Raw genomic sequence first — 19,534 nt, forward strand, 5'->3', positions numbered from 1 at the left:
CCATCATCTCTTTGATTGTGCCGCCAAGCAGATCCTTGAGAGCATCCTGAATATCCTCTGCGGACTGGATATCATACTCCTGAAGGAGCTGCTGGATGATGTTCCTTTTCCCATCTGTCATTTGTACTTTGTGTACGGGTTTCTTTTCTCTTGCCATAATAAAAGGCCTCCTATGATTTTTATTTTACCATAGAAGACCTTATAAAACCTTATTTACAGAAAAACTTTCACATACACGGCAGCCCCGCTTGACATACCCAGAATCCGTATTATAATACAAACAAAGGGCAAGGCCCAGAAAGATGGCTTTGCCCTTCGTAACTATCAACTTATCTTATTTCAGTTTTTTGAGTTTACACAAACATTGAAACGGTCTCTACAGCAAGGGCTGAAAGCCCCAAAAGGAGCTTTCAGCCCAGCTAATATCATAGAAGATCGTATTTACAGACTTTTCTTCACACACTCGCATCCTCCACTCCTATATTCATAACCTATAACTAAAATTGTAAATTTACTTTTTCAAGCAATTCTTTATATGCTGTTGTTTTATGAACTTTACTCAAAGGTTCGCTGCAGTTTGCTATGTATTCTAGCGTATTATTTAGAAAATCATTTTTACATATTGTCTGTAAATAAGAACACATTTTTTTATATCTTCTTGTAGCTTTAGCCATATCAATGTCCATTAATAAAGTGGAATCTTCCATAAGATTTAACAATATTAAGATTTAACAATATTGATATGGCTCTGTTGTCAAAATTTTTAATAAACTTCTTGTAATATCTCTCAGCTCCTTCGTCAACACCTTCTCTATACCCTAACCCATTCCCTGTATAACAAATGGCTATAGTCCTAACCCAATCATTTAATACGCTATTTGGAATATTGCCAGAAGGAGGAAGCATAGTATCTAATTGTCTAGCCCAAGGTTCTTCGTTATAAAAATTGTTTGCACTGTTATGAGTGCTTAACAGGTTTGCTAAAGTTTCTCTAAGTTCTTGAGATATACTATCTTCATCTTTGTATGATAGACCATCTACGAGTGTTAGAAAAGCATTGGCCTTGTCTTTGCGTGCCACATCCCCATTTTTACGAAAATATCCATATTTATCTCCTATAGAGTGCTTTTTGTTTTCACTACTTAGGTTCCAAACATATTTAGCAATGGATTTAATATTACTAGATATAGTTTGAGTTATTTGGGGATCGGTGAACATACCAAATAAGGTAGATAATAAATCTTCTACCATTATTTGTGGTAAATCTTTAACATTTTCACCAATATAATGTAAATCAGATTCAGGTATTTCTGTGGTACGAATATTATATAATAGCTGTTTTAGTTTAACGGCTTCTTCATTTGGGGTTGCATTAATAGCATATTTTATACAGTTGTTGAGCCAACTAAGCAAATCATATGCACTTATTTGATTTTCTGTGGGATGTGCCGCACTAGAATGATTTCGCATATAATTTATAAATTTGAATACCTCAAATACGTGGTCACTTATTAATCCCATTCTATTACATGCAGTAAGAAGGTCAAAATCTCCGACACTAGCTAATTCATCTTCTGTTTTCATATTTTTATAACGAGTATTTAGCTGTTCACAAACTTTATAAAAATAATCCAAATCGAATGATATTATCATCTGTCTAAGACTTTTAATAGTCTCATTCCATAAATACGTCACCGCACCATCAAATAATCCAGCAGCAACAGAAGATAGAAAGCGTGTTAGATATACTGCCATTTGTCTATTTTCAACGGGTATTTTTTTGATTTCGTTTTCTATAGAATTTATTACTATTTGTCTTTCTTCAATAGGAGATAAAACGCCATCAATTGGTAGTCCCAGATTTGTCAAGTATTCTGTAAAAGGTTGATTGAAGTCACTAATAGAAGTTTCAATATTATTTTTAATTACAGATAATTCGTTCATTATTACCCCTCCAATTTTTCTTTGGCTTATATTTTCCACAATCATCACAGGTTTCCGGCCAGTTCAATTTCCACTCCCAATATTCCTCTCTGGTAATCTCCCCAACTTTCAGCTCATTTTTCCTAACCAGCTATTCCCGTATAAAATCATCCACAACGCCATACTTAAACCACAAACCTACAGGCGGGTGAGCAGGCCAGTCATCACTCTCATTATAATGTACAGCGGTATCATCCGAAGCGTTACATTTCCCCGGATTCCTTACAAGCTGAAAAAGGTTGATTTGCACCCGGATTATCTTCATCCAGCCAGAAGAAAGTCTGCCCTTTTCCCTTATTATAATGGATAATCTGAAAATAGCAAATAGAAGCATTAATATTTTTTGCGAAATGAATACTTGGCATTAATATATAAGCGAACATAGGATGTAGATATGATATTAGGAAATGGAAATGAATATATAAAAAATTCCTTTAAATCATGAACGATCAGGTTTAAAGAAATTTGTATTAATTATTTATTTATGGCAAATACAAGCGTACTTCCAAATCCAACAAATTTCAATGGCTCATTACTATCTGTACTATGTAAAAAAGCCACCGATCCTGTAACTGTGCTTCTCTTTTTAAACGATAAATTGTAAATGTTATCCGGTAAAAGAGTGGTTAATTGCTCAGCATTGCTGCCTCCATTAGAAAGATAGAAAAACAATTTAGCTGCGTCTAAAGCAGCATTGCTTTCTTCGAACACCAGCATATCTGCCTCACCGGATTCAGATGTGATATTAAATGTTATGACAATATATTCCACTCCCGGTTCTGGTGCTGGCAAATTGGGATTATTTGTTGATAAAGCCGTATAGGCAGTTTCTCCTCGCTGAATATTGTTTAATTGGAGGATTATCTGCACTGGAGTAGCTATGCCATCTAACATCTTATAGCCGTTCAAAATCTGTGTACTGTTCATCCCTGTTTGGCCGGAGCTTTTGTCGATTGGAATGCTCTCTTCATGTTTTCATAATTAATTTACCACACTGATGGTAACGCTTTGAGTATAGCGGTATCGGGGCTTACATTTTGGGAACCTTCCGATATTGTGTATAAATCTGGTAAAGCGATTTCTTTTAAGGATTGTAAATCGATGTTTAGGGTATATAAGTTAGTAGTTGGAAATTGACTCACTTCGATGTTACAACAGTGCCACTTTTATGTTGTGTGTAGAAAAATAGCAGGAATTGGTGTTTATTGTAAAAAAGGAGAGGAATATATTAAGGAAAAGATGACAGAAGTACGATTGAAAAGATTGCTGCGCCAGCTGCGCGCAGAGCAAATACAGAATTCACTTTTAGAAGAATGCTTGATTTTAAGGGAAAGCCCTCATGAAATATTGCAATATAGTGATCGCTTTTAATCCAAAATCATTGAACAGACATTAAATATTTTAAGCCCGAATAAGAAATTTGTGATAGAAACCCACTTAGTTAATTATCAAACATGGACAGAAACCACCAAACTTTTCACCGAAGAAAATGGTGAACGGTCTGAGAAAACCTTAAAGCGGATCCAGAGCAGAGCATTAAAGAAAATGGTAGATCCATAAAACGGTTGGTAAACTCGCATTGTAATCCTATACAAAATTGAGGAAACGCAGGAATTATGTGCTTGACAAAAAGCTGGTAATGCAGTATTATCTCATATAGTTCATAAAGTAAACTATATGTCATAGGAGAAGCCCACATGGAACAGGAAGCCTGGATTCAAACCATGAAAAATCTGGAATCCATTCGTCTCTTTAGCAGCCTCTTGATCAGGAAAACCAGAAAAGGGGCTCTGGCCTCGGCGCAGGAGGTGGACGCACTGTTTCGAATTGCGCTGAAAAGTGGTTCTACGCCGTTGGAGCTCAGCCGGGAGATGGGAATTAGCAAGACCATTGTCAGCCGGCTTATAGAGCAGCTGACTTTAAAAATGCTGATAACCAAGCATTACGATCGGCAGGACAGGCGGAGCTGCTCTCTCAGGATTACGAAGGAGGGCAGACAGGAGCTGGACAATTTGTGCCGCTATTATCTGGAACCGGTTTGCAGGCTGGAGAGGGAGATGGATGAGGAGTCCCTTCGGATGCTTTTCAGCCTTATCCACAGAGCGAATCAAATTATGACAAAGAAAAAGGAGGAGGTTTTTTGACTTTATATCAGGAATTACAGCTGAATGCAGCGGGCTCCAAAGCCCTTATAAGAAATGCAAAGACAAAGAAGGAGAAGCAGCGGCACCTGTTTATTTATGTTATGAAGGTTTTTATAACCTTGGCCTTTTGTATGGCTGTGGTGACAGCCTATTCAATCATATTCGGACCGAAGAACAGCATTGCCGGAGTGGTTATCCTGTTGTCCCTTTTAGTGCTGAGAGCAGCTGATTTTGGAATTAAAACTACCCATGGAATCGGAGTGATTGGGCTGATTTTCGGTATTCTGGCAGCAGGACCCAGGCTTTCCAATATGCTTCCCTCAAGCTGGGCCTTTATCGTGAATGGGATCTGTATGTTCAGCATTCTTATACTTAGCTGCCACAATATAATTATGTCAAACCACTTCACCTTTGTGCTGGGATATCTTCTGCTTTTGGGCTATGATGTTACCGGCAAGGACTATCTGATGAGAGTAGCAGCCCTAGCAAGCGGCGCTTTGATTTCTGCCATGATTTTCTATAAAAATCAGAAAAACAGAGTTCATAAGCGCTGCTTTTCCCATCTGTTTTCAGAGTTTCATCTCCAGGGAGCCCGCTCTCAGTGGTACATAAAATTTGCGCTGGGCGTCTCTTCGGTATTGCTGATAGCTTCCCTGCTGGGGCTTCCAAGAGCAATGTGGGCCGGAATTGCAACTATGTCCACCTTGCTTCCCTTTGAGAAGGATTCTGTCTATCGAATCAAACGGCGACTTCCCTTTAATGTTGTGGGAGGATTGTTGTTTTTAGGGCTATATTATATCCTTCCGGAAGGCATCTATGCTAATTTGGGTTTGGTAGGAGGCATAGGCGTGGGCTTTTCAGCGGGATATTCCTGTCAGACCATGTTCAATACCTTCGGAGCTCTGGTGGCAGGCGCCAATCTTTTTGGGCCGGCAGGAGCAGTGGCTTTAAGGATTGTCTGCAACGGACTGGGGGCTAGTTACAGCTATATCTTTGATAAAGGCTTTCGTTTCATTTTTGGCTGGCTTTCCTGCCGGCTGTGCCCTGACGCCAATTAAGAACCCAGCCTGCTGCGAGACAGAGCATGGTGGTGAACACCATATCAGGAAGCGTATTTCCAAGAGGCGTATCGATCCTCATAAGAATCCGGTAGGCTGCAAAGCCGATTGCCCATATAATTAGGTTACTGGCATTGACAGATTCCCGTCCATGCCCCTTTTTTAGAAGAAAGAAATCTGCTATTTGAATGGCAATCATAGGGGCAAACACAGAGCCGATGAAATACAGAAAGCTGGTAATGTTATCCATAGGATACAGAATGGCTCCAGCAATGCCAGCCAGCGTTACTGCCACAGCTACCCATTTCTCATTGAGTCTGGGGGGGGGGGGAGGATGCGCTGGAAACACCTGCGGAATAGGCATCCAGGAAGGTGGTTGTAACTGTGGAGAATACTACAATCAACAGCCCTAATACACCCAGTCCAGCTTTGGCTCTGGCTGTATGCCCAGTGATTCTAGATATAATTCCCCTGTATGCTCCCAGGCAGGCATGGAATCCAGAAGGATTCCGTCCATGTCAAATATGGCTCCCTCTATCATGTTCTAATGATTTCCTTTAACTTGTCCTTTAAAATCCTGGCACCCTTTTCAATATTCTTTGCGGCAAATATTGCACTGACCACAGCTGCACCTGCAATGCCTGAGCCCTTAAGCTCCCCTGCATTTTCCTGGGAAATGCCTCCGATGGCAATGACAGGTATGGAAACTGCCTGACAGATCGCCTTTAAGGTGTCAAGGCTTACCTCTGCTGCGTCTGGCTTCGTGTTGGTACTGAAAACAGCTCCTACCCCCAGGTAATCAGCTTCCTGCGAACCAGGCCGGCCTCCATATCCTGCTGCCCCACATGGACTCCGTCTGCGCCTGAGGCAAGGGCAATGTCCACACGGTCGTTAATAACAAAGGGAACCTGGTATCGGGCGCACAATTCCTTGATAGCCTTGGCCTCCCTTAGGAAGGCAGACTCCATAAGTTCCTTTTCTCTTAGCTGAATAAAGGTCGCTCCGACCTTTAAGGCTTTTTCTACCTGGCTGTACAGGGTTTTTCCATCCATCCAGCTCCGGTCTGTAACTGCACATAGCAGAAGCTCTTTTTTATCGAACTTCATAGTTTGCGCCTTTCTCCAGAGTATCGCCGTCCATGTGGTAGATGGCGTCAATCATCCGGTTCCGGTAGGTAGAATTGCCGTCACTTGGAGCCATACTGCGCCAGCCGATCTCCCCGGCCAGTCCCATAGCGCAGACGGCGGCGGCTGTAGCTTTCAGCGTCTGGCCTGGATTGGCGGTGATAAAGGCAGCGATAACTGCGGAAAGCTGGCAGCCGGTTCCTGTGATTTTCCCCATCTCTGCCCGGCCGTTCCGTATTATATAGCAGGTGGCAGCATCGCTTACAAGGTCAATGGCTCCTGTAATAGCGATAACAGACCTGGATTTGGCAGCAAATTCCTTGACAAATGCAATAGAGCTGTCCAGGGCTTCCTCTGTAACTGCATCCGTCCCATCTGCATCTACACCCCTGGTACTTCCGCTGCCGTAGGCCAGTATTTTGATTTCTGAGATATTTCCCTTGATTACGTCGAATTTCACTTCCTTCATTAAGTTCAGAGCCGTTTCTGTGCGGAGCCTGCTGGCCCCTGCCCCCACCGGATCTAGAACCACCTTGTGTCCAAGCTCATTGGCTTTTTTTCCTGCCAGAAGTATGGATGGAATGGTGGAGCGGCTTTTCTGACATTGTCAATTATTTGCTTCATCATGCGTCTCCTCTGTTATTAAGCTTTGATTTTGTAATACCAATGTGAGCCCTCCTAGGAAGATACATGTATAGCCATGCTGCAACAGGCGAACCCTATTTGGACAGCTTGTCTGTTTCGTCCGGAGCTTTGATGCTGATGTAAGTTTCCTAAAAGATAAAAGCCGACGGCACCACAAATAGGTACCACCGGCATATACACGGAAATGAAGTATCGTATATTTCCCTACGTTAGCATTACCTAAATCAGGTTATCGGTCGGAGCAGCGTCAGCTCCCTCTCAGCCCACTGCTGTGAGCTCCCTGTTTTCTGTTTTATTGTATCACAATTTGCGTAGATTGCAAGAGAGAAATAATAAGAGGCTGCAGACTGTTCTTAAGATGCTCAGAAAACGCACATAGGATTGCGCATGAAAAGAGGTAATGTTATAATTAGTAAAGGCGGCAGGGGGGCGTAGCGTACGTAAAGGAGATGGAAATTATGTTTGATTTGGATAGCTATCTGAAAGAATTGGATTTATTTTATGGGTCAGGAAGGATAGCGGAAGTGGAAGGGTATTTGAAGAAGGGACTGAAAGACGCGGCGTCGTCAGGAGATGACGGGGCTGTATTCGGTATCCTGAATGAACTAATGGGATATTACCGAGGCTCCAGCCGCTATGAGGAATGCATTATCTGTATGAAGGAAGCGTTTAAAATGGCGGATTCCATGGGGATTGTTGGCTCTCTTAGCTATGGCACGCTGCTGCTTAATGGGGCTACCGGTTATCGGGCAGCGGGCAGATACCAGGAGGCGGAGCGGCTTTACAAGGAGGCATATGAGGTATTGCTGCGGTGGATTCCAAAAACAGATTACCGTATGGCAGCTCTGCACAATAATCTAAGCCTGCTTTATGGGGAAACGGGACGTTTGGAGAAGGCAAAGGATGAGCTGGTTCGGGCTATGCATATAATAAAGGAGATTGATGGGGCAGGTGCAGAGGTTGCGATTACCCATACGAATCTGGGCAATATCTGCTTTCAGCTAAAACAGATTCAGGAAGGTACGGAACATATGAAGGAAGCGGTCAGGCGGTTTGAAGCTGAGCCGGATCAGAAGGATTCCCATTATGCGTCGGCTCTTGCTGGTTTAGGGGAGGCTTATTTTCATAGCGGAAACCTTGAGGAATCTATAAAATATTATGAAAAGGCCTTAAAGGAGATAGAAGGAACCTATGGGGAGAATGATTATTACCGCGTGACATTGGGAAATCTGGAAACTGTGAAGGATCTCCAAAAACGAAGATGCTCTGTCAGAATACAGAGAATAAGCGGTTTGGACATAGCGCGGGAATATTTTACCGCATATGGAAAGCCGATGCTTCAGAATAAATATAGGGAATATGCGGAGCGGATAGCGGCTGGACTGGTGGGGGAGGGATCAGAATGTCTGGGGTTTGATGATGCCTATTCTTCTGACCACGACTATGGGCCGGGGTTTTGCCTTTGGCTTGAGAAACGGGATTATGAAGCGATAGGAGCGCAGCTTTCCGAGGATTACAAGAGCCTTCCTGGAGAATTTATGGGCTTTCCGGCAAGAAATGCTACGGATTACGGTCAGAATCGGGTGGGGGTATTTGAAATAGGGGACTTTTATCAGCGGTTGGCGGGCTGTAGGAACGCTCCGGCTTTAGAAAGCCAGTGGCTGAATATTCCTCAGGAGGCCCTTTGTGCGGCGACAAACGGAGAAGTGTTTGTGGATAGGTTGGGAGAGTTTACAAAACGGAGAGAAGCGTTCCTGTCCTGCCCTGAGAGGGTACGTTTAAAATGGCTGGCTGAGGCCCTTGGAAGAACGGCCCAGGCCGGACAGTATAATTACGGCCGATCCAGGCTGAGGGGGGATAAGGGCGCCATGTATTTTTCTCTATCGGAGTTTATCAAGGGCGCTGTGGAAATAGCCTACCTGCTAAATAACATTTATATGCCCTTTTATAAATGGCGCATGCGGGGAATGGAAGCCTTCACCTGCCTTTTGGAATTAAAGCCGGCCTTAACGGAGCTGATGGAGCTGGAGCCTGGAGATGCATCGATGGAGGAACGGATGGAGGCCATATGCAGGATGCTTGTAAAGGAGCTGAACCGGCAGGGAATCAGTAGCAGCAGGGACAGCTTTTTGGAATCACAGCAGCAGGAAATATGCAAGATTATAAGAGAGATGAACAGGAAATAAGGAGGCAACTGAATGGAAGAAAAAGAAATGGAGATCGAAGCAATCATAAGACTGGAATGGAAGCAATTTCAGGGAGTCCATAATGAGGGGGGAAGGGCCTCTTGCCAGGATGACCCTAAAACCTTTGAAATTATGAGGAAAAGCCAGTTCCTTACATGGGATTTAGAGGCGCTTGAAAGCTATCATGAGGATTTAAAAAAGGCGGAGGAGCAGAAGTGGAACCTGATGACAGAAAAGTATGCCCGTATGATGGAGAGCACGGTTCCAGAGCAGTTTGCCGGCTTTGCGAAGACGCTTCCGGCGCGGGGAAAAGAGCGGATAAAGCTCCAAGAGGCGATCATTTCCCAGGAGATGAAATGGGCGGAGGAGTTTTTGGAACGGTATCCGAAGATAGGGGCAAGAGGAAGGAAGATTCGCACACAGGAGGATACGCCTTGGGATACATCAATGGAAACTTACCTGAGGGGGGAGCTGGGAACCTATTCAGACCGGACTCTGGATCTTTACTATAAAATGATATGCCGCTTAAAAAAGGAGGGGAAAAATCTTACGGAATTGAATCTTTTCTACATGGCAAAGCTTTCTGGTTATCAATCGTTGGAGCAGGCTGAGGCTGCCCTCACAGAAGGGATGCCATGACCTTGCATTACCGGGCTTTGCGGCTTATTGGATCAGCTTTTCCATCTGGGAAATTTCCTTTTCCTGGAGTTCAATGATAGTTTGAGCCAGTTCCCTCACTTCCTTCTGATCCGTATAATCCAGAATATCCTTAGCCATATCCACAGCCATTTGATGATGCATCATCATTCCCTCTGCAAAGGCCTGATCCAAATGTTCCGCTCCATCAGGGTTGATGTGATGAGACATAGAATCGTCAGAGAACATCTCGCTGTATTTTTCAAGATAAGCGTCCTCGTTGGCATCGTCCTTAGGTCCGTTTTTTTCATATTCGCTTACCATACCCTTCATCTGCGTTAGCTCGTCCTTTTGAGTTTTAATGATATTTTGGGCCAGCGTTTTTAATTCTTCTGAAGCTCCACCATAGTTCAAATAGCTTTCCGACATCTTAATGGCAGCCTCATGATGGGGAATCATCCCCTTTAAGAAGTCTACGGCGGCGCTGCCTGACCGCTCTCTGATCAGCATTTCTTCCTTCATTGTCATCATAATAGAAGCCTGTTCTGTCAGATAGCGGTTTAAAGCATCTGTCCCCTCTGCCACAGAGCCCTGGGAATTGCCGGGATCGGTTTCATTGCCCTTGGAGGCTTTGCCAGATTCTGCATTTCCGGAGCCAGCCGTCAGGGGACTGCCGGATGTCTCTTGAACCAGCGAGGATGGCTCAGTCCCGGATTTACCGCCTTTTTTGTTGCTGGCGATGCCGGCGATCAGTAAAATAATAACCAGTGCAGCAATGATTCCGATTAACCACATACGTGCTTGTTTGCTCATAATCTCATTCTCCTCACTTTAATATTTGGTAAATAAAGTAAGATTAGTATTTGTCAAAATCCGCAAATTATTCCTGTTCGTTAAGAAACTGGAGAGATAAGTGGTTCTTGAATACAGCCTTTGGCATCCGGGGGCATTTTTGGAGCTTCCTGAGCCGCAGTTAAAAGGCAGGAGAAAAAATGCTCCGAAGGCTGTCAGATCAGAGCCAACAAACGCTAAAAAGAGGAGCCGCAATGGATTTTTCATTTTACGGCTCCCTTTTTGAAAGACTGTCTGTTGTACCTTAAAGATCCGGTTATCATTTGTGGATCAAAGAAAATCATTTGTAGCTTCCTTAAGCTGCCTGTACCGAATGATCCGGGTGTGTGATGGAGCTGTAATGCAATCAGGAAGTTTCCCGCAGCGAAATCTGCTGCAAAGCTTGTGCCAGACCTTTGGCTCCTGGCAGCTTACTTTCATCCGTTCATAAGGTTAATGCGCAGCGTCTGAGTTTTATTGCAAAAAAAAATTGCCGCTTATTGCCAGTCCCTATAATCTATGTTAATATAAAGATTGTTTTGCGCGTTTTACGGAAATGAGGATAAAATCATGCTACAATATTTGATTGTCTGTCCGCTGGTGTTTGCGGCAGGGCTGGTAGATTCCATTGCAGGAGGAGGAGGTCTTATTTCTCTGCCTGCCTACCTGATTGCAGGGGTTCCGGCCCATATAGCGCTGGGAACCAATAAAATGAGCTCATCTATGGGAACTGCCGTATCCGCGGCCCGTTTAGCCATGAACGGCTATCTGAAAGGGAAAATGCTCATGGCTGCATGCTCCGCTGCTGCCGCGCTTACAGGCTCAGCGCTGGGAGCCCATCTGGCCCTGTTGGTGCCTGAGAGCGTCATTAAGAATATGATGCTTGCGGTGCTGCCGGTTGCAGCCTTTTACGTGCTCCGCAGCAGGGATATGGGAGATAATGAAAGAACAGGAAGGATTCCTGAAAAGCAGGTCTTTGCTATCTCTCTGGCAGCCGCTTTTTTTATCGGCGGATATGATGGCTTTTACGGGCCGGGAACAGGCACCTTTCTAATTCTTCTGCTTACAGGCGCAGCTGCATTGGATATACGCAGCGCTTCCGCCCAGACCAAGGTGATCAACCTTGCCTCTAATATAGCGGCTCTTGTAACCTTTATAGCAACTGGAAATGTTCTTTATCCCCTGGGCCTGGCAGCCGGCCTCTGCTCAATCGCGGGCCATTATATAGGGGCGGGTCTGGTGGTTCAGGATGGAAAAAAGGTAGTTCGTCCTGTGGTTTTAGCAGTGCTGGCCATTCTGTTTGTAACGATTATAAGCGGCAGATGATAGAAAAGAGGGAATAGTCGTCCCAGGCTGTGGATAGGAGAAAAATATATGAAGTGGAAAAAATTTACATTAACAACTACAACAGAGGCGGTGGATCTGATCGGCAGCATGCTGGATGATATGGGGATTCAGGGGATTGAGATTCAGGACAATGTTCCTTTGACAGAGAGGGAGACTAAGGGGATGTTTATTGATATTCTCCCGGAGCTTCCTCCAGATGAGGGAATTGCCAGAATAAACTTTTATCTGGAGGAGGATGCGGATGTGTCCAAAATGTTGGAAAAGGTTAAGGAGGGGCTGGACGGTCTGAGCCTTTACACAGACCTGGGAGCCAGAACCATTTCTTCTTCTGAAACGGAGGATAAGGATTGGATTAATAACTGGAAGCAATATTTCAAGCCCTTTACAGTGGACGATATTCTAATAAAGCCTACCTGGGAGCCTATTCCTGAGGAGCATAAGGACAAGCTGCTGGTACAGATTGATCCGGGAACTGCTTTTGGAACCGGAATGCACGAGACCACACAGCTTTGCATCCGACAACTAAAGAGGTGGATGGATCAGGAGACCTTGGTATTAGATGTAGGAACTGGAAGCGGCATTTTGGGAATTACGGCCCTTAAGCTGGGGGCGAAAGAGGTCTGGGGTACCGATTTGGATGAGAATGCCATTACAGCGGTTGGGGAGAATCTGGAGGCCAACGGAATTTCTACAGGCAGGTTTCACGTGCTCCAGGGGAATATCATTGATGATCCTTCTGTAAAGGCCTGGGCTGGATATGAAAAATATGACGTAGTGGTTGCCAATATTCTTGCGGATGTAATTATTAAGCTGGTGGATGTGGCTCCGGTTCATCTGAAGCGGGGAGGACTTTTCATAGCTTCTGGTATAATTAATATGAAGGAAGAGGCGGTAAAGACTGCATTTGAAGGCTGTAGCCAGTTAGAGATTTTGGAGATTACCAGACAGGGAGAATGGGTGTCTGTGACAGCCAGAAGAAAATAAGGGGAAAAAGAATGCATCATTTTTTTGTAACGCCGGATCAGATCGTAGAGGGCCGTATCAGAATTGTGGGGCCGGATGTGCACCATATGAGGAATGCTCTGCGGATTCGTGAGGGTGAGAAGGTGCTGATCAGTGATGGAGCAGGGCAGGATTACCTGTGCAGGGTTTTGCGCTTGGAACGGGATGAGGCCCTGACGGCCGTCGAGTCAGCCTGCAAAGAATCCAGGGAGCTGCCTGCCAGAATCTGGCTCTTTCAGGGACTGCCTAAATCTGATAAAATGGAATGGATTATTCAAAAGGCGGTGGAGCTGGGAGCGGCTGGAATTGTGCCTGTGGCTACAAAGCATGTGGTCGTGAAGCTGGATGCCAGAAAGGAGGAGTCCAGGCTAAGGCGGTGGCAGGCGATTGCGGAAGGCGCGGCCAAGCAGTCCAAACGGAGCGTGGTGCCGAAGGTATTGGGAATTATGACTCTGAAAGAGGCATTTGCTTATACAGAGAAGGAAGGCTTTCACCTGCGAGTGATTCCCTATGAGCTTACGGAAGGGATGGAGTCCACCAAAAAGGCATTGAGTCAGGTAGAGCCGGGAAGAAAGATGGCTGTGTTTATAGGGCCTGAGGGAGGCTTTGATGAAAGTGAGATTGAGCTGGCGATGGATATGGGCGTGGAGCCTGTAAGCCTGGGGCGGCGGATTCTCAGAACGGAGACGGCAGGGCTTGTGGCATTGTCGGCTCTGATGCTGCGGCTGGAGGGGGGAATATAAACTGGACTGCTGCCGGGAAACCCGCAATCAACGTTAAAGGATTGGGGGAAGGGCTGCTGCCCTGGTATCGTATGGCTTCTGCCGTATAAAGAGGCTTCACAAACATATCAGGCGGCTTTGCTAAGTAACGTGTAAGGAGTAATAAATGGAAGTATATTTTGATAATTCTGCTACCACCCGTGTGCTGGACAGCGTAAAGGATGTTGTTGTGAAGGTGATGACAGAAGATTATGGGAACCCTTCGTCCAGGCATAGAAAAGGCATGGAGGCAGAGGGATATGTGCGCCAGGCAGCGGCAGAGATTGCCAGGACGTTGAGGGTGAAGGACAGGGAGATACTGTTTACCTCCGGCGGTACAGAGTCCAACAATATGGCCCTGATTGGCTGCGCCATGGCCAATCACAGGGCAGGAAAACATATTATCAGCACAGGCATTGAGCATGCCTCTGTGTACAATCCCCTGGCGTTTTTGGAGCGGCAGGGCTTTGAGGTAACATATCTTTCTGTGGATAGGGAGGGTCATATTTCCTTAGAGGAGCTTAAGAAGGCTGTCCGCCCGGATACCATTTTAGTATCTGTGATGTATGTAAACAATGAAGTGGGGGCCATTGAGCCGGTGGAGGAAATTGCCGCCCTGGTTCATAAGGAGAACCCGGCGATTCTATTCCATGTGGACGCCATACAGGCCTATGGAAAGCTGGTTATCCGGCCTAAGAAGCAGGGGATTGATTTGCTGTCAGTCAGCGCCCATAAGATTCATGGCCCAAAGGGAGCAGGCTTTCTATATATTGATGAGCGTGTAAAAATCAATCCCCTCCTCTATGGAGGAGGCCAGCAGAGGGATATGCGTTCCGGCACGGAAAATGTTCCGGGCATTGCAGGGCTGGGTGTGGCGGCAAAGGAAATGTATAGGGATCATGAGGAAAAGATAGCCTATATAGCGGATCTTAAAAATTACCTCATTGAAAAGCTGGAAGCCCTGGAGGGGGTTACTGTTAACAGCCTCAGGGGAATGGAAAGCGCTCCTCATATAGTGAGCGCAAGCTTTGAGGGGATTCGCGGCGAGGTTCTTCTTCATGCTCTGGAGGATAAGGGGATCTATGTGTCCTCAGGCTCTGCCTGCTCCTCCAACCATCCTGCCATCAGCGGAACCCTAAGGGCTATGGGCGTAAAGAAGGAGCTTTTGGATTCCACGCTGAGGTTCAGCCTGGGTGTTTTTAATAAAAAAGAGGAAGTGGATTATTGTGCAGAAGCTCTGAAAGGACTTCTGCCGGCTCTTCGGCGGTATCGCAGAGGCTAAAGGCTCCCTGGATACCCATCCGGACAGAGCTTTTCCAAATGTAGGATAAAGGCAGCAGGTAAAAGAGCCTGGATGCCAGATAGGAAGAAAAGAGGTAAAGCATGCAGTATCAGTCATTTTTAATTAAGTACGCGGAAATCGGCACGAAGGGCAAGAACCGCTATATGTTTGAGGACGCCTTGATGAAGCAGATTCGCTATGCCTTAAAGGATGTAGAGGGGAGCTTTGAGGTAACAAAGGAGTCGGGACGCATCTATGTAAAGGCAGATGGCGCTTACGATTATGATGATACAATAGAGGCCTTAAAGCGTGTGTTTGGAATTGCAGATATCTGCCCTATGGTTCAGTTTGATGACAAGGATTACGAGAATCTGAAAAAACGTGTGGTAGAGTACATGGATCAGATGTATCCTGACAAGAATCTCACCTTTAAGGTGGTTACCAGGAGAGGTGACAAGCAATATCCAGTAAATTCCGAACAGATGAACCGGGATCTGGGAGAGGCTGTTTTGGAGGCCTTCCCCCAGATGAAAGTGGATGTCCATAATCCAAGCGTGCTGCTGCGGGTGGAGGTGCGCCAGAAGGTAAATCTCTTTTCTGTGATCATTCCCGGACCTGGGGGCATGCCGGTGGGAACCAACGGAAGGGCTATGCTGCTTCTTTCCGGCGGCATTGACAGTCCGGTAGCAGGCTATATGATTGCAAAAAGAGGCGTTAAGATTGACGCGGTGTATTTTCATGCGCCGCCCTATACCAGCGACAGGGCTAAGCAGAAGGTAGTGGATTTGGCCAATCTGGTGGCCAGATATGCAGGGCCAATAACGCTCCATGTGGTGAATTTTACGGATATACAGCTTTATATCTATGATAAATGCCCCCATGAAGAGCTTACAATCCTTATGCGCCGGTATATGATGCGGATAGCTCAAACCATCGCGAAGCGCACAGGCTCTATTGGACTGATTACAGGAGAGAGCATCGGCCAGGTGGCTTCTCAGACCCTCCAGTCTCTGGCTGCTACTAATGAGGTATGCACCATGCCTGTGTTTCGCCCGGTCATTGGCTTTGACAAGCAGGAGATTGTGGATGTATCAGAAAAAATCGGAACATATGAAACCTCTATCCTGCCTTATGAAGACTGCTGCACCATTTTCGTGGCAAAGCATCCGGTGACAAAGCCTAATATCAATGTAATCCACAGCTCAGAGCGCCATCTGTCTGAGAAGATAGACGCTCTGGTGGAGACGGCTCTTGTGACCGTAGAGGAAATTCTGTGCCAGGGATAAGCTCAGGAACTACCTCTAAGCCGAGGGCGTTCCAAAAGCCACGAATGACTTTTGGGACTCCCAATTACCAGGGAGGCTTGTCAGAGCGTTACAAATCGAGACAGAGGGGGCCGGATGAACCACATACCCTCTGTCTGCCAGAGGTAAATCAGCAGGTACGCTTTGGTAGATACAAAAAATATAAAAAGCTGCCTGCAATCACTGGCAGACAGCTAAATGGCTATAAGTATGAATCTGTATTAATCAATCATATATGGAGACAGGGCTGCTAAAACTTCATCCACGTCCTGGTTTGCATGGATATTCAGGTCAATAGGTTTGGACAGATCCAGACTGAAGATTCCCATGATGGACTTGGCGTCAATAACATATCTGCCGGAAACTAAATCAAAATCATAATCAAACTTTGACAAATCATTTACAAATGATTTTACCTTGTCAATAGAATTTAACGAAATACGAACTGTTTTCATACGAAGAACCCTCCTTGTGATGTGTGTTAAAGCGGAGTAGCCATCAGCAGACTCCATGGCTTTAATACTACAGACAGGAAGGGCAAAAGTCAATAGTGAGATTGCATGAAAAACACAGTAGGAAACTGTGACACATTGTGAACAGGAGGTTATGCCATGCCGAAAGCAGCCCTTCATAATCTGGGATGCAAAGTAAATGCATATGAAACTGAGTCTATGCAGCAGCAGCTTGAAGCCAGAGGCTATGAGATTGTGCCGTTTGATCAACAGGCTGACGTATATATTATAAACACCTGCTCTGTTACCAACATTGCAGATCGCAAATCCCGGCAGATGCTTCACCGGGCAAAAAAGCTGAACCCGCAGGCTGTGGTGGTGGCGGCGGGCTGCTACGTTCAGGTTGCTGCCGATTCCTTAAAAAAGGACGATGCAGTTGATATAATCATCGGAAATAATAAAAAGGGAGAGCTGGCCGATATTCTGGATTCATATCTGAAAGAGGGGGGAAGGCAGGAGGCGGATCTCCATCTGATGGATATAGCCCATGAGCGGGAGTACGAAGCGCTCCGTTTGAGCCGGATGTCAGGCTATACGAGGGCTTTTATCAAGGTTCAGGACGGTTGTAATCAGTTTTGCAGCTATTGTATCATCCCCTATGCCAGAGGCCGGGTACGAAGCAGGCAGCCGGAGTCTGTAATCCGGGAAGTGAAGGAATTGGTGTCCAGAGGATACAAAGAGGTGGTTATAACCGGAATCCACTTAAGCTCCTACGGTATGGAGCATAAGCAGGAGGGCCCGGTTCAGGGAGGAAACTGGGACCATGGCCCTCTGCTGGATCTGATAAAGAGAATGAACGGGATACAGGAACTGGAGCGTATTCGCTTAGGCTCCCTGGAGCCAAGAATCATCACGGAGAAATTTGCCGGGGAGATGGCTGCCATGCCAAAGCTCTGCCCACATTTTCATCTGTCCCTCCAGAGCGGCTGCGATGAGACCTTGAGGCGGATGAACCGACGTTATACTACAGAGGATTACTTAAGACGGTGCGGGATTTTAAGAAGCTGCTTTCAGGAGCCCGCCATTACTACAGATGTAATTGTTGGCTTTCCAGGTGAGACGGATCAGGAGTTTGAGCAGACTAGGGAGTTTTTGGAACAGGTTCGTTTCTATGAGCTGCATGTCTTTAAATATTCTAAGAGAGCAGGAACCAGGGCGGCTGTAATGCCGGATCAGGTGCCGGAGCCGGTAAAGAGAGAGCGGAGTGATAGTTTGCTTCGTCTGGGGGAAGAGATGTCAAGGGAGTACCGCAGCCGTTTTGCAGGCAGGGAGATTTCCGTGCTGTTTGAGGAAGCGGAGGAGATTAAGGGCAGACGATATATGACCGGTTTTACGCCTCAATATGTGAAGGCGGCGCTTTTGCTTGGGTCTGATGCTTCAGAAAAGGCGCTGTCAGGGCAAATATGCAGGGTCAGAGCTGGAAGGCTTTTGGATGATCAGCTTCTGGCGGTTGAGCTTGAGGGAAAATAGGAACAGAAGAAGGGAAGGACAAGATGATTGTGCGACATTTTGCAAATATGGTATAATTATGATCAAAAATTAAGAAAATAGTCTATTGCCCAATGGGCAAAGATAAGGTAGAATAAAAAGGAATACTTAAAGGACGTGATGACATGGGCAATATAACTGAAACACAATATTTTCAAGCTGTTCAGGATAAGAAGATGGAAGTCAGTGAGGTTCTGGAGCAGGTATATATTGCCTTGACCGAGAAAGGATATAACCCTATTAACCAGATTGTGGGCTATATCATGTCTGGGGACCCGACTTATATTACCAGCCATAAGGGCGCCAGAAGCCTGATTATGAAGGTTGAACGTGATGAGATTCTGGAGGAGCTGATGGCCGTGTATATTGACGCTTGTTTCCGATAGATTGAAGCATGTGTAAAAAGCCGGTGTTCTGTCTGGACACAGGTGTTTTTGGGCATGTTTTTCGGGACAGGCAGTGTGCAGGCTTCGTGAGAAAAGGAAGATCCGCCGGATCTTCGGGCAATGTACGGATATGAGAGGGACGCATCAGTTGGTGGATAGCCAGCTGGTTTTGTCGTGCGTTCGTTTATTTGTGCATGCAGCGGGCCATGGGCGAGCTTCTGAGGTGGCAAATGTCTGGCAGCTTTTTGCCGCTTAAGGGTTTATGCTCTTTTAAGCTAGTAGGGGATATTTGACATGATCTGCAGCAGACGTGATTTGCAGTATATGTAAGGGAATGCCGGATTGTGTATTTTTGAAGATAGAGACAGTTGGAGGGAACTGGATATGAGGATCATGGGGCTTGATTACGGATCGAAAACAGTAGGGGTCGCAGTCTGCGATTCTTTAGGTATTACAGCACAGTCGGTGGAGACCATAACCAGGAAGGATGAACATAAGCTTCGCCGTACTCTGGCGAGAATTGAAGCTTTAATCGAAGAATATGCGATTGAACGAATTGTTCTTGGGTATCCTAAGAATATGAACAACACAATCGGAGAGCGGTGCAAAAAGACAGAGGAGTTAAAGGCGGTTCTGGAACGGCGCACCGGACTTCCTGTTATTTTGTGGGATGAGAGGCTGACTACAGTGTCTGCAGAGCGGATTCTTATGGAGAGCGGCGTACGCAGGGAGCGCAGGAAGGAGCACGTAGATCAAATTGCGGCTGTCATCATACTTCAGGGTTATCTGGACTCTCTGAGCCTGAGAGCGGAAGATGAATACTAAGGAACGGCCCGGTGCGGTGT

The 19,534-nt window shown here is 45.7% G+C and carries 18 protein-coding genes and 3 pseudogenes; 12 read left to right on the forward strand and 9 right to left on the reverse strand.

The window, feature by feature from the left end:
* From FYJ39_RS02180 to FYJ39_RS02195, 3 genes and pseudogenes are all read right to left on the reverse strand, one after another.
* Positions 1 to 157: pseudogene (locus tag FYJ39_RS02180) on the reverse strand (IS256 family transposase); the annotation flags it as partial.
* Positions 158 to 675: 518 nt separating this feature from the next.
* Positions 676 to 1,944 carry a hypothetical protein gene (locus FYJ39_RS02185; protein ID WP_154470841.1) on the reverse strand — a complete coding sequence of 423 codons (1,269 nt, stop codon included), beginning with the start codon at positions 1,942 to 1,944 and terminating at the stop codon, positions 676 to 678.
* A gap of 513 nt (positions 1,945 to 2,457) precedes the next feature.
* Positions 2,458 to 2,892, reverse strand: a complete 435-nt coding sequence (locus FYJ39_RS02195; RefSeq protein WP_207708687.1) for a hypothetical protein — start codon at positions 2,890 to 2,892, stop codon at positions 2,458 to 2,460.
* Positions 2,893 to 3,680: 788 nt separating this feature from the next.
* Here FYJ39_RS02195 and FYJ39_RS02200 point away from each other — a divergent pair.
* Together FYJ39_RS02200 and FYJ39_RS02205 are read left to right on the forward strand one after the other, a co-directional pair.
* Positions 3,681 to 4,127 (forward strand): MarR family winged helix-turn-helix transcriptional regulator, encoded by a 447-nt coding sequence (locus FYJ39_RS02200; protein ID WP_154470843.1) that lies wholly within the window; start codon positions 3,681 to 3,683, stop codon positions 4,125 to 4,127.
* A complete protein-coding gene (locus FYJ39_RS02205) occupies positions 4,124 to 5,185 on the forward strand; it encodes an FUSC family protein (protein WP_154470844.1) in 1,062 nt (353 codons plus the stop codon). Before FYJ39_RS02200 ends, FYJ39_RS02205 begins: the two co-directional genes overlap by 4 nt.
* On the opposite strand, the gene FYJ39_RS02210 is transcribed toward FYJ39_RS02205, so the two are convergent.
* The 4 genes and pseudogenes from FYJ39_RS02210 to FYJ39_RS02225 form a co-directional block, all read right to left on the reverse strand.
* Positions 5,139 to 5,480, reverse strand: a complete 342-nt coding sequence (locus tag FYJ39_RS02210) for a hypothetical protein (protein WP_178258639.1) — start codon at positions 5,478 to 5,480, stop codon at positions 5,139 to 5,141. The two genes, FYJ39_RS02205 and FYJ39_RS02210, sit on opposite strands and share 47 nt — an antisense overlap.
* Positions 5,481 to 5,594: 114 nt before the next feature.
* Positions 5,595 to 5,726 (reverse strand): hypothetical protein, encoded by a 132-nt coding sequence (locus tag FYJ39_RS20775; protein ID WP_353847248.1) that lies wholly within the window; start codon positions 5,724 to 5,726, stop codon positions 5,595 to 5,597.
* A pseudogene (locus tag FYJ39_RS02220) lies at positions 5,723 to 6,291 on the reverse strand (thiamine phosphate synthase). Before FYJ39_RS02220 ends, FYJ39_RS20775 begins: the two are co-directional and overlap by 4 nt.
* Positions 6,278 to 6,895, reverse strand: a pseudogene (locus tag FYJ39_RS02225) (hydroxyethylthiazole kinase); the annotation flags it as partial. The pseudogenes FYJ39_RS02220 and FYJ39_RS02225, both read right to left, overlap by 14 nt.
* Before the next feature lie 517 nt (positions 6,896 to 7,412).
* Here FYJ39_RS02225 and FYJ39_RS02230 point away from each other — a divergent pair.
* Positions 7,413 to 9,140, forward strand: a complete 1,728-nt coding sequence (locus FYJ39_RS02230; protein WP_195840356.1) for a DUF4037 domain-containing protein — start codon at positions 7,413 to 7,415, stop codon at positions 9,138 to 9,140.
* 12 nt (positions 9,141 to 9,152) lie between these two features.
* Entirely contained in the window at positions 9,153 to 9,779 is a 627-nt protein-coding gene (locus tag FYJ39_RS02235; RefSeq protein ID WP_154470847.1) for a DUF4125 family protein, read from the forward strand.
* Positions 9,780 to 9,803: 24 nt separating this feature from the next.
* Here FYJ39_RS02235 and FYJ39_RS02240 read toward each other — a convergent pair whose 3' ends face one another.
* A complete protein-coding gene (locus FYJ39_RS02240) occupies positions 9,804 to 10,589 on the reverse strand; it encodes a DUF305 domain-containing protein (protein WP_154470848.1) in 786 nt (261 codons plus the stop codon).
* A gap of 588 nt (positions 10,590 to 11,177) precedes the next feature.
* On the opposite strand from FYJ39_RS02240, the gene FYJ39_RS02245 reads away from it, so the two are divergent.
* From FYJ39_RS02245 to thiI, 5 genes are all read left to right on the forward strand, one after another.
* Complete coding sequence (locus FYJ39_RS02245; RefSeq protein WP_154470849.1) at positions 11,178 to 11,933, forward strand: sulfite exporter TauE/SafE family protein; 756 nt, start codon at positions 11,178 to 11,180, stop codon at positions 11,931 to 11,933.
* Between the two features lie 48 nt (positions 11,934 to 11,981).
* On the forward strand, positions 11,982 to 12,938 hold the full coding sequence (gene prmA / locus FYJ39_RS02250; protein WP_154470850.1) for a 50S ribosomal protein L11 methyltransferase: 957 nt from the start codon (positions 11,982 to 11,984) through the stop codon (positions 12,936 to 12,938).
* An 11-nt stretch (positions 12,939 to 12,949) separates the two neighbouring features.
* Positions 12,950 to 13,699, forward strand: a complete 750-nt coding sequence (locus FYJ39_RS02255) for a 16S rRNA (uracil(1498)-N(3))-methyltransferase (RefSeq protein ID WP_154470851.1) — start codon at positions 12,950 to 12,952, stop codon at positions 13,697 to 13,699.
* Positions 13,700 to 13,844: 145 nt separating this feature from the next.
* Positions 13,845 to 14,999 (forward strand): cysteine desulfurase family protein, encoded by a 1,155-nt coding sequence (locus FYJ39_RS02260; RefSeq protein ID WP_154470852.1) that lies wholly within the window; start codon positions 13,845 to 13,847, stop codon positions 14,997 to 14,999.
* Positions 15,000 to 15,100: 101 nt separating this feature from the next.
* Positions 15,101 to 16,285, forward strand: coding sequence for a tRNA uracil 4-sulfurtransferase ThiI (thiI, locus tag FYJ39_RS02265; RefSeq protein WP_154470853.1), 1,185 nt, complete (start codon positions 15,101 to 15,103; stop codon positions 16,283 to 16,285).
* A gap of 239 nt (positions 16,286 to 16,524) precedes the next feature.
* Here the strand turns inward: thiI and FYJ39_RS02270 are convergent, their stop codons facing one another.
* Positions 16,525 to 16,758 carry an HPr family phosphocarrier protein gene (locus FYJ39_RS02270; protein ID WP_154470854.1) on the reverse strand — a complete coding sequence of 78 codons (234 nt, stop codon included), beginning with the start codon at positions 16,756 to 16,758 and terminating at the stop codon, positions 16,525 to 16,527.
* A 156-nt stretch (positions 16,759 to 16,914) separates the two neighbouring features.
* On the opposite strand from FYJ39_RS02270, the gene mtaB reads away from it, so the two are divergent.
* The 3 genes from mtaB (at position 16,915) to ruvX (ending at position 19,514) form a co-directional block, all read left to right on the forward strand.
* The gene (gene mtaB / locus FYJ39_RS02275; RefSeq protein WP_154470855.1) at positions 16,915 to 18,285 is read left to right on the forward strand and encodes a tRNA (N(6)-L-threonylcarbamoyladenosine(37)-C(2))-methylthiotransferase MtaB; all 1,371 of its coding nucleotides are present in this window, start codon (positions 16,915 to 16,917) and stop codon (positions 18,283 to 18,285) included.
* 143 nt (positions 18,286 to 18,428) lie between these two features.
* Positions 18,429 to 18,689 (forward strand): IreB family regulatory phosphoprotein, encoded by a 261-nt coding sequence (locus tag FYJ39_RS02280; RefSeq protein WP_154470856.1) that lies wholly within the window; start codon positions 18,429 to 18,431, stop codon positions 18,687 to 18,689.
* Positions 18,690 to 19,073: 384 nt separating this feature from the next.
* The gene (gene ruvX / locus FYJ39_RS02285; protein ID WP_154470857.1) at positions 19,074 to 19,514 is read left to right on the forward strand and encodes a Holliday junction resolvase RuvX; all 441 of its coding nucleotides are present in this window, start codon (positions 19,074 to 19,076) and stop codon (positions 19,512 to 19,514) included.
* The last annotated feature ends 20 nt before the right edge of the window (positions 19,515 to 19,534 follow it).

The organism is Clostridium porci, from assembly GCF_009696375.1.
Taxonomy (GTDB): domain Bacteria; phylum Bacillota; class Clostridia; order Lachnospirales; family Lachnospiraceae; genus Enterocloster; species Enterocloster porci.